Here is a 14017-nt window from a genome sequence, read left to right as displayed (position 1 = left end):
TATTCAAGACTCTATCTTATAAGCCGGCACAGCCGTGAAACTTCGGTCTCCCCGACGTCTCACGGCTGTGTGGATCATTTTTATAAAACTTTTATAAATGCGTTCCCCGGCTCCTTACACCGGATAGCTTCCATTTTCAGTATCCGCTTTTCCGGCATCAATCTTTGTCTGCTGAGCCTCCCTGTATTTGAAGAACTCAGTAGCTACCTGCGGGAACAGTGCATAGGATAATACATCCTCATCCTGCTGGATATACTGCTCGCACTCTTTCCTGAGAGTATCAAGCTCATCCGGGATCAGATCCGCCGGCCGGCAGGTGATGATCTCGGCATCATCTCCAAGGACTTTCTTACGGATTTCTTCGTTGACTGGTTTTACTGTCGCACCGTACTTTCCGCTCAGGATATCTTTCGTCTCCTTTGTAGCCATTTTGTAACGCTCACCCATCAGAACATTGAATACTGCCTGTGTACCCACGATCTGAGAGGACGGTGTGACAAGCGGCGGCTCGCCCAGATCCTTACGGACTCTCGGAACCTCCTCCAGCACATCATAGAACTTATCTTCCGCTCCCTGCTCTGCCAGCTGGGAGGTCAGGTTGGACAGCATACCGCCCGGCACCTGATAAAGAAGGGTCTTAATGTTGACGCCTAAGTTCTTCGGATTTAAGAGGCCGCTTTCCAGGGCCTGGTCACGAATCGGACGGAAGTAGTCCGCAATCTCTGAGAGCAGCTTCTGATCGAAGCCCGTGTCATACGGTGTTCCCCGGAAAGTCTCTACCATAACCTCCGTAGCCGGCTGGGATGTTCCAAGGGCGAACGGAGACATTGCTGTATCAATCACATCCACACCTGCTTCCACTGCCTTCAGATATGTCATGGATGCCACGCCGGATGTATAGTGTGTGTGGAGCTGTATTGGCAGATCCACTGCCTCCTTCAGCGCTCCGACAAGCTCTGTAGCTTCATATGGAAGCAGAAGCCCTGCCATGTCCTTGATACATATAGATGAAGCGCCCATATCCTCGATCTTCTTCGCAACATCTACCCAGTATTCCAAAGTATAGGCATCTCCCAGCGTATAAGAAAGGGCCACCTGTGCCTCTGCCTTCTCCTTGTTTGCCGCGTTGACTGCTGTCTGCAGATTTCTAAGATCATTGAGACAGTCAAAAATGCGGATAATGTCAATGCCGTTGGCCACGGATTTCTGTACGAAATATTCTACCACATCGTCAGCATACGGACGGTATCCCAAGATGTTCTGTCCGCGGAACAGCATCTGGAGTTTTGTATTTTTAAAGCCGTCCCTGAATTTCCGGAGCCGCTCCCACGGATCCTCTTTTAAAAAACGAAGGGACGCATCAAAGGTAGCTCCTCCCCAGCACTCTACAGAATGATATCCCACCTGATCCATTTTGTCGATGATAGGAAGCATCTGTTCCGTTGTCATACGAGTGGCAATCAGTGACTGATGTGCGTCACGCAGAATCGTTTCCGTTATTTTAATTGGTTTCTTTTCTATCTCTGCCATTATCTATTCCTCCATTTATTTAACATTCCACCCATATATTTACATAACGCCAAAAATCGCCATAAAGGTTCCGGCTACTACGGCCGTACCGATGACACCGGCTACATTAGGCCCCATGGCATGCATCAAAAGGAAGTTGGTCGGATCTGCTTCCGCCCCTACCTTCTGGGAAACCCTGGCCGCCATCGGCACCGCGGAGACTCCGGCCGATCCGATCAGCGGATTGACCTTTCCGCCGGAGAGTACGCACATCACTTTTCCGAGCAGAACTCCTGCAGCCGTTCCGAACATAAACGCGATCAGTCCCAGGAACACAATCTTTAAGGTATCCAGGTTCAGGAATGCTTCTGCGCTGGTGGTTGCGCCTACAGACGTTCCAAGCAGGATAACAACAATATACATCAGCGCATTGGACGCGGTCTCTGTCAGCTGTCTTACCACGCCGGATTCCCGGAACAGGTTGCCCAGCATCAGCATACCAACCAAAGGTGCGGTTGTCGGCAGGATCACACATACAACTACCGTTACAATGATCGGGAACAGAATACGCTCCAGCCTTGAAACCGGACGGAGCTGCTCCATTTTGATCTTACGCTCCTTTTCTGTAGTCAGAAGCTTCATGATCGGCGGCTGGATAATGGGTACAAGAGACATGTACGAATATGCCGCCACCGCGATCGGACCCATGATCGCCGTTTGCGAAAGCTTTCCTGCCAGGAAGATAGACGTCGGTCCGTCAGCTCCTCCGATAATGGAAATAGCGGCCGCCGCCTTGTCCGAAAATCCAAGGACCATGGCGCCCAGATATGCGGCAAAGATACCGAACTGAGCCGCCGCTCCCAGAAGGAAGCTTTTGGGATTCGCGATCAGCGGACCGAAGTCCGTCATCGCCCCTACTCCCAGGAAAATCAGAGACGGAAAGATCGACCATTCGTCTAACACATAGAAATAATACAAAAGCCCGCCCGTGCCGTTCGAGGCTTCTTCCGGGCTTAGCATGATATCCGGATAAATATTTACAAGCAGCATTCCAAATGCGATGGGTACCAGAAGCAGCGGTTCAAACCCATGCCGGATTGCCAGAAAGAGGAAAAAACATGCAACCGCTATCATGATCACATTGCCCCAGGTAAGACTGAAGAAAGCGGTCTGATGCACGAGGTTTCCTAACGTCGTTGTGATATATTCCATTTCTTAACCTCCAGTCGTAATCGATTCAGATTTGTCCGTCCCTCCGGCCTAATTTAATGTAGCCAGAACCGCTCCGGACTCGATCGCATCTCCGACTGCCACGTTGATACTTGCCACCGTGCCGTCCTCTGGTGCAACCACCGGGATCTCCATTTTCATCGCCTCGATGATGACCACCGCATCTCCTCTCTTAACACTTGTTCCTACGCCGGCTTCGATCTTGAATACCTTTCCGGCCGCTCCTGCCTTAACCTCAATAGAGCCCGCCGCTGCCGGAGCAGGTGCCGGTGCCGGCCTTTTCGCAGGTGCCGCCGGTGCTGCCTTTGGCGCAGGCGCAGGCGCTGCCGGAGATGTTCCTGCTCCTTTTTCCTCAACTGTTACATCATATACATTTCCGTTTACTGTAATGGTATAATTTTTCATGGTCAAATCCTCCTTGATCTTATGCTTTCCACTTATTGGACGGCCTGCGTCTGATGCTCCGCACCACGAATCCGTCCATACCGCCTTCGCTTCCGCTTTCCGCCTGTGCCGCGGCAATTGCCGCCGTTATTACGGCGATCAGCTCCGAATCATCTTCTGTTCCCTGATCTTCCGGCGCCTCTGCCTCCTTCGCAGGCGCTGACGGAGATGCCCCTGTCTGTCCGGATGCCTCCACGTGACTGATGCCTGTCTGGTTCTTTTTCTTAAGCTTTTCTCCCAGTACAGGAATATACTTCAGCAATGATATCACGATGGAAATGAAGATCAGCACGACAAAAACGGTACCCATTCCAAGAATTGTATTGAGTCCGGATTTCTGCAAGATCTCTCCCACTCCGTACTCTGCGGATACGGACAGGGAATCCAGTCTTGAATCACTGTCATACACTACGGTAATCTCTGCATTCCGGTCTTCAAACTCCCCGGTCGTTGTTACATTGATCTCATCACCTTCTGCCGTGATGGTAAAGTCGCCATGTCCTATATAAGCTCCACATTCCTCTACCGCTGCCGGCCATGCGTCCAATGCTCCCAGAAAGCCTTCCGGCGTAAACGGAAGACCGGACTGCATCAGCTGATATTCCAGTTCAAAGTCCGTCAGAGACTTCCACTGTTCGGTCGTCGCCTCATCTGCACTGGCACAATATTCGATCAAAACCTCTGTCGCCTGCTCCAGCGTTTCCGTATCATATTCCGCCTGATTATCAGAACTGCAGGCAGTAACCAAAAACGCGGCCAGGACTGCACAGAGTAAAATACTTATCTTCCTTTTCACTCTGCCTCACCTCACTAAACCGTTCCATGCTTTTTTAACGGGCGTTCTTCTCTTTTTGTGAACAGCATCTCAAACGCTCCGATCACATACTTTCTGGTATCTGCCGGTTCAATGATCGTATCCACATATCCTCTTCCGGCCGAAGATTTTGCACTTTCCTGAAGACCACTGTACTCAGCAGCTCTTTCCCTGATAACTGCAAGCTCTTCTCCCGCATACATGATCTTTGCCGCCATCATTGGATCCATTGTTCCAATCCGGGCCTGCGGCCATGCATAGACCATATCCGCACCCACGGATTTGCTGTTCATCGCCAGATAGGGCGTGCCAAAGGCTTTGTCCATAATCACGTTTACCTTCGGAACCGTGGCGTTTGCAAAGGCACAGGTCAGCTTTGCCGCTGCTTTTGCCAGATGCATTTCATCATATTTGCTTGCCGCAAACCCCGACACATTAGTAAGTGTCAATACCGGAATATTGAAGGCATCGCAAAACTCAACAAACGCTGCCGCCTTTGACGCCCCGTCCGCCGACAAAGATCCGTCAAATTCCGCTTCCACTTCCGCCTGGTCGTTATACACCTTCGACCGGTTCGCCACAGCGCCTACGGTCATCCCGTTAAGCTTGATAAATCCGGTCACCATGTCTCTGGCAAAATGTCTTTTCGTCTCAAAAAAGATTCCGCTGTCAGAAAGATCCATAAGAGCGATAGCGGTGTCTTCTGTTCCGCTCTCAATCTGAGCGCAGGGTCTGTTCAGATCGTCCGTACACTCTTCATAAGAGACGTCTTCTTCATTATTACATGGGAGCATACAGATCAATGTGCGGATCTGGGCAAGAATTTCCTCTTCTGTCCCTGTTTCATCAATCAGCCCTGTAGATTCACTCTGGAACTCCGGTGACGATGTATCACATTTTGAGATCTCGTTTCCCGGGATCGCATTGGGAGAATTGACAAAAACTTTTCCTCCGGAAGCCTCAAGAAACGTAAAGTCCGTAAGCCCCGGAATCACTGCAAGCCCTCCGCCGCAGCCTCCAAACACAGCTGTGATCTGCGGAATCACACCAGACGCCAGCGACTGCTTCTGATAGATCGTTCCAAATGCTTCCAGTGCATCTGACGCCTCCTGCAGACGAAACCCTGCACTGTCCAAAAGTCCGATGACAGGAGCGCCCATCTTCATCGCCAGGTCATAGATCCTGACGATCTTCTTTGCATGCATTTCGCCCACAGCTCCGTTTAATACAGAAGCATCCTGGCTGTATACATACACAAGATTGCCATCGATCAATCCGTATCCGGTGATCACGCCATCTGCCGGTGTTTCTTTTTCCTGCATGCCAAAATCAGTAGCTCTCGCCTTAACGGCGCCGCCGATCTCAACAAAGCTTCCTGCGTCCAGCAGCCCGTCTATCCGTCTGCCCGCTGCACTTTCTGTTGACACATTGCCCATAGTTTAGCCCTCCATTTTCATATTTTAATCTGGATCTGTGCTTTTTCCGAAAACACGAAATACAGAACCAAAATTTCTGCCAATTATATTATATATTTTTCTTGCTGAACCCGCAATAGAAAACCGAGCAGATTCTAAAAAAATCATTAACTTTTTCTTAAAATCAGATTGTACTTTAGTCTCTTTTGTGATATTATATCCAAGTGAATTTGATACGCAGGGGGGAAAATACATATATGCGTTCAAATTCTTGTTTTCTTTTTTCACTATACTAAATTGGAGGGATAAAAAATGGAAAACACAAAGAAGAAATGGCCATTTGGTTTCTATGTGTGCTCTCTGACTTTCACATTCGAAAGATTTGCATACTACTCCGCTAAATGGCTCATCTCCGTCTTCGTCGTTGCTGAAGTGGCGAACGGAGGTCTTGGACTGACTAAAGCTGATGGAGCGCTGATGAACTCTTTCATCGTAGCGTTCACTTACATCACGCCGGTTATCGGTGGTTTCATCTCTGACCGCTGGATCAGCCCGAGACTCCTGGTTCCGTTGGGAGAGATCCTCATGGGGCTTGGTTATTTATGTGCATGGCAGGCACATTCCGAAGCAATGCTGTGGGCAATGATCGTTCTGGTATCTATCGGTACAGGATTCTTCAAAGGAACTGTTTCCGGTATCAACGGACGTCAGTTCCCGAAGGCTGATGAGGATACTCTGGATTCTATTTTCTCAATCCAGTACTCCTTCGTAAACATCGGTTCCTTCTTAGGAACAACTTTCGTCAGCATGATCGCTCTGGCAGTAAGCTATCGTTTTGCATTCCTGCTTTGTGCGATCGCTATGTTCGTTGACGTACTCTGGTGGATCTTCGGACTTCGTTTCATTGAGAACGATGCCGGAAAACTTCCATTCCTGGTTGACAACAGAACAGAAAAAGTTTCTGAAAAGCTTGACAAAGAAACTGCAAAAGAGGATTCCGCTCCTCTTACAACCATCGAGAAAAAGCGTGTTGCAGCTATCCTGCTTTGTACACTGTTCTCTGGTATCTTCTGGCTGTTATGGTACCTGGTATACCTGCCGGTTTACTACGAGTTCGGTCCTGTAGAACAGGGTGGTCTCGGATGGGCAAACTGGAACATCGGAAGCTTCCAGATGCCTACCGCTTGGTTTGACTCTATGAACGGTCTGTGCTGTATCGTCCTTGGACCTGTATTCGCAGGCATCTGGGCTAAAATGCAGAAGAGACCTCAGGGTGACATCAGCATGTTCAAGAAAACAGCTCTTGGTATCATCCTGCTTGGTTTAGGTATCGTGGCAATGGTTGTTGCTGCTCTGATGAGCGGTGAGGGCGAAAGAGCCGTTGGTATCTGGATCATCGTTGTTGTTGCTGTACTGATGTCAGTTGGTGAGATGATCTTCTCCCCACTTGGAAACTCCTTCATCAACAAGTTCGCTCCGAAGAAACTTCTGGGAACTCTGCTTGGTGTATGGCCTCTGATCATCTTCTTCTCTGGTCTTGCATATGGACCTCTGTACAACTGGCTTGGAAACTTCCGTTTCGTTACAGCATTCGGTATTGTTGCAGCGATCATCATCGGTTGTGGTGTGATCCTGTGGGCACTGTCCGGCAAGCTGGATGAACTGGTTGTAAAAGACGAGAAATAATAACGTATAGTGAATCAGGGCTTTTGGTCATCGCATCAAAGGCCCTGATTGTTTTTAACTATTCATATCAAAGGAGGTTTTCACAATGAAAGTATCAGAAAGAGTTGAGGCTCTGCGTAAGTTAATGGCAGAGAAAGGTATCGACGCCTATGTTGTACCCACCGCTGATTTTCATCAGAGTGAATATGTCGGGGAACACTTTAAGGCCAGACAGTTTATCACAGGCTTTACCGGATCCTACGGAACCGCCGTTATCACAAGAGACGACGCGGGACTTTGGACCGATGGCCGCTATTTCTTCCAGGCTACAAACGAGATGGCCGGCAGCGGGATCCGTCTGATGAAAATGTTTGTAGGCGACACTCCGTCCGTGACAGAATTCCTTGCCGACGCAGTGCCGGAAGGCGGTACCGTAGGCTTTGATGGCCGTGTCCTTGCCATGGGCGAGGGGCAGGAATTTGAAGAGGTCCTGTCTGCAAAGAACATAAAGATCGAATACTCTGAAGATCTGATCGATCAGATCTGGGAAGACCGTCCGCCGCTTTCCGAAAAGCCGGCCTTTTTCCTGGAGGAAAAATATTCCGGCGAGAGCACTGAATCAAAGCTTAAGCGTGTGCGTGAAAAAATGAAAGAGTCCGGCGCTGACGTTCATATCATCGCATCCCTGGACGATACCTGCTGGCTTCTGAACGTACGCGGAGATGATATCGATTTCTTCCCGCTGATGCTCTCCTACTCCATCGTGACTATGGACAGCATGGAGCTCTATGTGGACGAGCGCAAGCTGGATGATCAGATCCGTGCGGAACTGGCTAAAAACAATGTTCACATTCATCCGTACAATGATATTTATGAAGATATCAAAAAGCTGGACACCTCTCTGACCGCTATGATTGATCCGATGAAGATGAACTATGCTCTCTACAAAAATATTCCATGCAAAATTGTAGAAGCGGCTAATCCGACCATCCTGATGAAAGCCATGAAAAATCCGGTCGAACTGGAAAACATCAAAGAGGCTCACATCAAAGACGGCATTGCGATCACAAAGTTCATGTACTGGGTAAAGACCCGCTATGACAAGGAAAAAATCACTGAGCTCAGCTCCGTAGATAAGCTGACCTCTCTGCGTGCAGAGCAGGAAGGTTATATCCGCGACAGCTTTGAGCCTCTGTGTGCGTTTGCAGACCACGCAGCCATGATGCACTACTCTCCTTCCGAGGAAAGCGACGTTCAGCTGAAGGAAGGCGCTTTCTTCCTGAACGATACCGGCGGCGGATACTACCAGGGATCTACCGACATTACCAGGACCTTTGTCCTTGGCTCTGTGGATCAGGAGATGAAAAAATATTTCACCGCTGTTGTACGTGCGATGATGCGTCTGTCCCGCGCTAAATTCCTTTATGGATGCTATGGATATAATCTTGATATCCTGGCAAGAGGACCGATCTGGGATCTGGATCTTGACTTCCAGTGCGGAACCGGACACGGCGTCGGATATCTGGGCAACGTCCATGAGCCGCCTACAGGCTTCCGCTGGTATATCGTTCCAAGCAAAAACGAGCATCACCAGCTGGAGGAAGGCATGGTCATCACTGATGAGCCTGGTATCTATGAAGACGGCAAATTTGGTATCCGTATTGAAAATGAATTTATCGTAAGAAAAGGTGTTCAGAATAAATACGGACAGTTCATGCATTTCGAAACGATTACTTTCGCTCCCATCGACCTGGACGGCATTGATCCGGAAGAGATGAGCAAAGATGAGCGTGAATGGCTGAATAACTACCATAAAGACGTATACGAAAAGATCGGCCCGCATCTGACTGATGAGGAAAGAGAATGGCTGAAAGAATATACCAGAGCCATCTAAACCGGATCTTTTGGCAAATAAAGAAAGGACCTGTAAAATACGGGTCCTTTCTTTATATTATATCAGTGATTCTTTCTACATAAACATATTTCCGGTTCCTACATAACGGATCCCATCTTCAAAGACTCTTTTTCCGCCCAGGGTAACCAGCTTTACATCGTTTAAGCAGGTAATGTCCTTGCTTAATTCTCCACCTACTACCAGAAGGTCTGCATCCAGCCCTTCTTTTACCAGGCCTCTTTCATTCTCCACACCCAGCACCTTTGCCGGATTCGAGGTGGCCGTCTGAATTGCCTGCACCGGTGTAATACCGTATTCTACCATGTACTGCAGTTCTCTCGGCAGCGGAAGCAGCGGCGACTGATACATCACCATATCTGTTCCTGCGATTACCGTCACCCCTGTATCATAAAATTCTTTGAAATGATCCCGGTAGGCTTTATATGCCGGCTCAAAATACTGATAATCCTTCATCTCTTTCTGCATGACCGGATCATTCACCGGTTTCCCTGCATTTTTCTCCAGGTTTTCTTTGCAGATATCGTACAGCAGCGTGTATGCCATGATGGTAGGCGTCCAGGCGATGCCTTTTTCCGCCATCTGTTTTGCGTGATCAACCGTCATAAACGTTGCATGCTCGATCGTGTCAAATCCTGCGTCGATACACATCTGGATTCCCGGATTGGTTCCTGCATGGACGCCGCACTTGATGCCTCTTCTGTGGCACTCATCCACAGCCGCATTAAGCTCTTCCTGCGTGAACTCCGGTATATGGGAGCGGTGCGTGGTCAGGATCTTCACCCATTCTGCTCCGTCTCTCACCTGTTTGCGGATCTCTTTTCTGACTTCCCAGGGACCGTCCACTTCCGGCACTTCATCGCAGGCATGGCCGCCGGTCATGCACATGCCGGTGTCCGTGTGCGTGATCCTGGGGATCGTGATGAATCCCTTTTCCTGCGCCAGCTTCAACGACCGGCATACGCCGTGATAGGAAGACATATCCCGGACAGACGTGATCCCTCTCTCAAAGGCCGCCTGGGCATGCTGCAAAGCATAAAGCGTGATCATCTGCTCATTGTAATTAAAACTGTCCGGCTGTGAATACCAGTAGGCCAGATGGACATGCATATCACATAATCCCGGAAGGAGAGTTGCCTCTCCGTAATCCTTCACCTCTTCCTCCGGAAAGTCCTGGACCAGTTCTTCCTTCGGCGCAATCTTTTTGATCTTCCCGTCCCCGCCTGTCAGGACCGCCTGGCCCTCAAGGACCGTTTCCCCGTCACCAGTCATCAGATACTTTGCACAAATAATCATTGCTCAAAACCTCTCTTCTTTTATTTATTTTTGATTCCGAAACTGCATCGGAGTCATTTGATAAGCTTTTTTAAACAGACGGTTAAAATGCTCTACATTCTGATATCCTACTGTCAGGGCAATATTTTCCACCGTCATATTGCTGCTTTTCAGAAGCGCCTTGGCCTTTTTCATCCGGATCTTTTTTACCAGCTCGCCAAAGGTCATTCCCGATTTCTCTTTGATGTATTTCGAAATATACGGCTTGGAAAGATAAAACTTTTCAGCCAGGTCATCCAGCGTCACGTCAATATAGTTTGCCTGGATATAATTCAGGATCTCCAGCATCCGTTCATCTGTGCAGGTCTTCGCATGACCGATCTCCTCAATCTTGTTGACCGCTACTGTCAAAGCCTCTATGGAAGCCTTGATAATATCCGCGTCAATTCCCACTCCCCAGAAGGTTTTTCCTTTGCAGATCACTCCCACATAGGCTACTGCCTTAGAAGATGAACCCTTGGTCAGAGAATGTTCCTCATAGAAGGTCAGTTCATAACTGATGTTGAAATACTGTTTGATCGCATTGCTTACCGCGTCCAGACGTCCATTTCCCATAGCCGTGATCGTACGGCTCTCCCCGCCATGATTGATGGTGGCATCCGCAGTGATTCCGTCCACCTGTTTGAAATGACATTCATCTATGTGGAATACCGGCTTTGTGTTGATGTAATTATCGGAGAAGATCTGATATACCCAGTCAGGGGTGAGCTCCTTATGCGCCTTATCCGACACATCCTTTACCAGATATCCTACCTCTTCCCGCATCTTCTGCGGAAGGTTGATGCCGTGGCTCTGCCTCAGGATATAATTGACACCGCCCTTGCCGGACTGGCTGTTGATACGGATCACGTCAGAATCATATCTTCTTCCCACATCCTGAGGATCGATCGGAAGATAGGGAACCGTCCATTTGTCGCAGTTCTTCTCTTCTCTCCATGCCATGCCTTTTGCGATGGCATCCTGGTGGGAACCGGAAAATGCCGTAAATACCAGATCTCCCGCATACGGCTGTCTGGGATCTACCTGCATCCTGGTCAGTCTTTCATAAGTCTCCCGGATATGCTTCATATCAGAAAAATCAAGTCCCGGATCCACACCGTGAGAATACATATTCATTCCCAGTGTAACAATGTCTACATTTCCGGTACGTTCACCGTTTCCAAACAGCGTTCCCTCGATTCTCTCCGCACCGGCCAGGATTCCAAGCTCTGCCGTAGCCACGCCGCATCCTCTGTCATTGTGCGGATGCAGACAAAGGATTACGTTATCTCTGTATTTCAAATGTTTGTTCACATATTCCAGCTGACAGGCAAATACGTGGGGCATAGCGTTTTCCACTGTCGTAGGAATGTTGATGATAGCCTTATTATCGGCTGTCGGCTTCCATACGTCCAGCACTGCATTGCAGACTTCCACCGCATAGTCTACTTCTGTTCCGGAAAAGCTCTCCGGGCTGTACTGAAATGTAAAGTTTCCATCTGTCTCAGACGCCAGTTTAAGAAGAAGCTCTGCTCCATCCACAGCGATCTTTTTAATCTCTTCCTTATTTCTTTTAAATACCTGCTCTCTCTGTGCCACGGATGTGGAATTGTAAAGATGCACTACCGCATGGGGAGCACCTTTCACTGCTTCAAATGTCCGTTTAATAATATGCTCCCTTGCCTGAGTCAGCACCTGTACTGTTACATCGTCCGGGATCATATTCTTGTCGATCAGGGTACGCATAAACTGATACTCTGTCTCCGACGCAGCCGGGAATCCCACTTCAATCTCTTTAAACCCAATATCAACCAGCATCTGGAAATACTCCAGCTTTTCCTCCAGACTCATCGGCTCGATCAACGCCTGGTTGCCGTCTCTAAGATCCACGCTGCACCAGATCGGCGGCCGATCGATATATTCCTTCTTCACCCAGTCATAGGTTACCTCCGGGGGCATAAAATAAGATCTTTCATACTTCTGATAGTTTTCCATAACAGTTCCCTCTCTTTCTATTTCATACCAGTAATAATCATCAATTTTATTGTCTTTTTTTAACACTTCTATATCCTAACATATATAAAAGAAAAAGGAAAGTGGTGTTTTTAATCACTTTCCTTGATCTTTTTTATCATTCCTTTAGTTCTGCTCCAGTGAACGTTTTTTGGTAATCGTTACCTTTTCTTCATAGCAGGAGAAAATGGCATCCGTCTTTTCCCTGGAAAGCTTTGGCGTGATCAGACTCACCACCGGCACCACGATCAGTCCTGCCACCATGGCAGCCGCCCCCGCATTGATCGAGGATTCAATAAATGGCATAAACATGTTGACTACTGTGATCCCCACTCCTACAATGAAGCTTGCCCACACACCTGCTCTGGTCGTCCCCTTCCAGTACAGCCCGTAGAGAAACGGCGCCAGAAAAGCTCCTGCCAGCGCACCCCAGGATATCCCCATCAGTTGTGCAATAAAGGTAGGGGGATCCAATGCGATAAATACAGATACCGCAATAAAGAATATCACCAGCGCCTGCATGGTGCGGACCTGCCTCTTTTCACTCATCTCCTTTAAGAGGTTATCCTTCAGGAAGTCCAGCGTCAGCGTAGAACTGGATGTCAGCACCAAAGAAGCCAGGGTTGACATAGAGGCGGACAGCACCAGGACTACTACAATCCCGATCAGGATATCCGGCAGCGCCGACAGCATATGAGGAATGATGCTGTCATAGACCACCGCTCCCGCTTCATCATAAATCGCCGGGGCGTCAAAGAGCCTGGCAAAGCCTCCCAGGAAGTAGCAGCCTCCTGAAACAACGATAGCAAATACCGTGGAGATCACCGTCCCGGTATTGATGGATTTCTCATCCTTGATCGCATAAAATTTTCCGATCATCTGCGGCAGTCCCCAGGTTCCAAGAGAGGTCAGGATTACCACGCCAAGCAGATTTCCGGGGTCCGGTCCAAAAAAGGAGGTGAAGGCTCCAGGCTGTCCCAAGGTAATCTCCACATCGCTTGGGATCTCCGCCATCTTTCCCACCGCTTCCAGAAAACCTCCCTGACCATTCAGCACGGCGGCAATCACAACTATAATCCCCACCAGCATAATGATTCCCTGGATAAAGTCATTGATCGCCGTGGCCATATAGCCGCCCAGGATCACATAGATTCCTGTAAATACCGCCATCCCGATCACGCACCATGCATAGGGGATGTGGAAAGCCATCTCAAACAGCCTGGACAGCCCGTTATAAATAGACGCCGTATAAGGCACCAGAAATACAAAGACGATTGCAGACGCCGCGATCTTCAGCGGCTTGCTCCCATAGCGGCTTCCAAAAAAGTCCGGCATAGTCTTGGAGTTCAGATACTGGGTCATGACCTTGGTTCGTCTCCCTAAGACCACCCAGGCCATCAGACTTCCGATCACCGCGTTGCCGATGCCAATCCAGGTACTGGCAAGGCCGTACTTCCATCCAAACTGCCCGGCATATCCCACAAACACTACTGCAGAGAAATAAGAGGTCCCGTACGCAAACGCCGTAAGCCACGGCCCGACGGATCTTCCGCCCAGCACAAAGCCATCCACACTCATAGCATGTTTTCTGGAATAAATTCCCACGGCCACCATCACCGCAAAAAATATAACCAGCAGTATTACTTTAATCATCATAATTCTAATCCCTCTTCTTTCTCTTTTCTCGCTTTAAACCGTTGC

The 14017-nt window shown here is 48.9% G+C and carries 10 protein-coding genes; 2 read left to right on the top strand and 8 right to left on the bottom strand.

The genetic code is table 11. The features are described from left to right. Window positions 1–114: 114 nt before the first annotated feature. Genes BKD12_RS09275 through BKD12_RS09255 form a run of 5 tightly spaced genes read right to left on the bottom strand, consistent with a single transcriptional unit; the run spans window position 115 to window position 5433 of the window. Entirely contained in the window at window positions 115–1530 is a 1416-nt protein-coding gene (locus BKD12_RS09275) for an oxaloacetate decarboxylase subunit alpha (RefSeq protein WP_070089043.1), read from the bottom strand. A 39-nt stretch (window positions 1531–1569) separates the two neighbouring features. Next, window positions 1570–2721 (bottom strand): sodium ion-translocating decarboxylase subunit beta, encoded by a 1152-nt coding sequence (locus BKD12_RS09270; RefSeq protein ID WP_070089042.1) that lies wholly within the window; start codon window positions 2719–2721, stop codon window positions 1570–1572. 48 nt (window positions 2722–2769) lie between these two features. Continuing rightward, on the bottom strand, window positions 2770–3144 hold the full coding sequence (locus tag BKD12_RS09265) for a biotin/lipoyl-containing protein (RefSeq protein WP_070089041.1): 375 nt from the start codon (window positions 3142–3144) through the stop codon (window positions 2770–2772). A 19-nt stretch (window positions 3145–3163) separates the two neighbouring features. After that, window positions 3164–3979 carry an OadG family transporter subunit gene (locus tag BKD12_RS09260; protein ID WP_070089040.1) on the bottom strand — a complete coding sequence of 272 codons (816 nt, stop codon included), beginning with the start codon at window positions 3977–3979 and terminating at the stop codon, window positions 3164–3166. A gap of 14 nt (window positions 3980–3993) precedes the next feature. Then, window positions 3994–5433, bottom strand: coding sequence for an acyl-CoA carboxylase subunit beta (locus BKD12_RS09255; protein WP_070089039.1), 1440 nt, complete (start codon window positions 5431–5433; stop codon window positions 3994–3996). Between the two features lie 291 nt (window positions 5434–5724). Here BKD12_RS09255 and BKD12_RS09250 point away from each other — a divergent pair, with 291 nt between their 5' ends. Further along, entirely contained in the window at window positions 5725–7098 is a 1374-nt protein-coding gene (locus BKD12_RS09250) for a peptide MFS transporter (RefSeq protein ID WP_070089038.1), read from the top strand. Between the two features lie 85 nt (window positions 7099–7183). Beyond that, complete coding sequence (locus BKD12_RS09245; protein ID WP_070089037.1) at window positions 7184–8971, top strand: aminopeptidase P family N-terminal domain-containing protein; 1788 nt, start codon at window positions 7184–7186, stop codon at window positions 8969–8971. Window positions 8972–9046: 75 nt separating this feature from the next. Here the strand turns inward: BKD12_RS09245 and BKD12_RS09240 are convergent, their stop codons facing one another. The 3 genes from BKD12_RS09240 to BKD12_RS09230 all read right to left on the bottom strand — a co-directional run bounded on the left by BKD12_RS09240 (window position 9047) and on the right by BKD12_RS09230 (window position 13972). Further along, window positions 9047–10285 carry a metal-dependent hydrolase family protein gene (locus BKD12_RS09240; RefSeq protein WP_070089036.1) on the bottom strand — a complete coding sequence of 413 codons (1239 nt, stop codon included), beginning with the start codon at window positions 10283–10285 and terminating at the stop codon, window positions 9047–9049. Between the two features lie 24 nt (window positions 10286–10309). Further along, window positions 10310–12298 carry a 2-isopropylmalate synthase gene (locus BKD12_RS09235; protein WP_070089470.1) on the bottom strand — a complete coding sequence of 663 codons (1989 nt, stop codon included), beginning with the start codon at window positions 12296–12298 and terminating at the stop codon, window positions 10310–10312. A gap of 144 nt (window positions 12299–12442) precedes the next feature. Then, window positions 12443–13972: a sodium/proline symporter gene (locus BKD12_RS09230; RefSeq protein ID WP_070089035.1), complete on the bottom strand. Its 1530-nt coding sequence runs from the start codon at window positions 13970–13972 to the stop codon at window positions 12443–12445. Between the last annotated feature and the right edge of the window lie 45 nt (window positions 13973–14017).

This window comes from Merdimonas faecis, from assembly GCF_001754075.1.
In the GTDB taxonomy this organism is placed as follows: Bacteria; Bacillota; Clostridia; order Lachnospirales; family Lachnospiraceae; genus Merdimonas; species Merdimonas faecis.
The sequence above is the reverse complement of the archived record's forward strand: the minus strand, read 5'-3'. Positions and strand labels throughout refer to the sequence as shown.

Bases quoted from the DNA above. Each gene is read 5' to 3' on its own strand.
- BKD12_RS09275 (WP_070089043.1), bottom strand. From the start codon at position 1,530: ATGGCAGAGATAGAAAAGAAACCAATTAAAATAACGGAAACGATTCTG.
- BKD12_RS09270 (WP_070089042.1), bottom strand. From the start codon at position 2,721: ATGGAATATATCACAACGACGTTAGGAAACCTCGTGCATCAGACCGCT.
- BKD12_RS09265 (WP_070089041.1), bottom strand. From the start codon at position 3,144: ATGAAAAATTATACCATTACAGTAAACGGAAATGTATATGATGTAACA.
- BKD12_RS09255 (WP_070089039.1), bottom strand. From the start codon at position 5,433: ATGGGCAATGTGTCAACAGAAAGTGCAGCGGGCAGACGGATAGACGGG.
- BKD12_RS09250 (WP_070089038.1), top strand. From the start codon at position 5,725: ATGGAAAACACAAAGAAGAAATGGCCATTTGGTTTCTATGTGTGCTCT.
- BKD12_RS09245 (WP_070089037.1), top strand. From the start codon at position 7,184: ATGAAAGTATCAGAAAGAGTTGAGGCTCTGCGTAAGTTAATGGCAGAG.
- BKD12_RS09240 (WP_070089036.1), bottom strand. From the start codon at position 10,285: ATGATTATTTGTGCAAAGTATCTGATGACTGGTGACGGGGAAACGGTC.
- BKD12_RS09235 (WP_070089470.1), bottom strand. From the start codon at position 12,298: ATGGAAAACTATCAGAAGTATGAAAGATCTTATTTTATGCCCCCGGAG.
- BKD12_RS09230 (WP_070089035.1), bottom strand. From the start codon at position 13,972: ATGATGATTAAAGTAATACTGCTGGTTATATTTTTTGCGGTGATGGTG.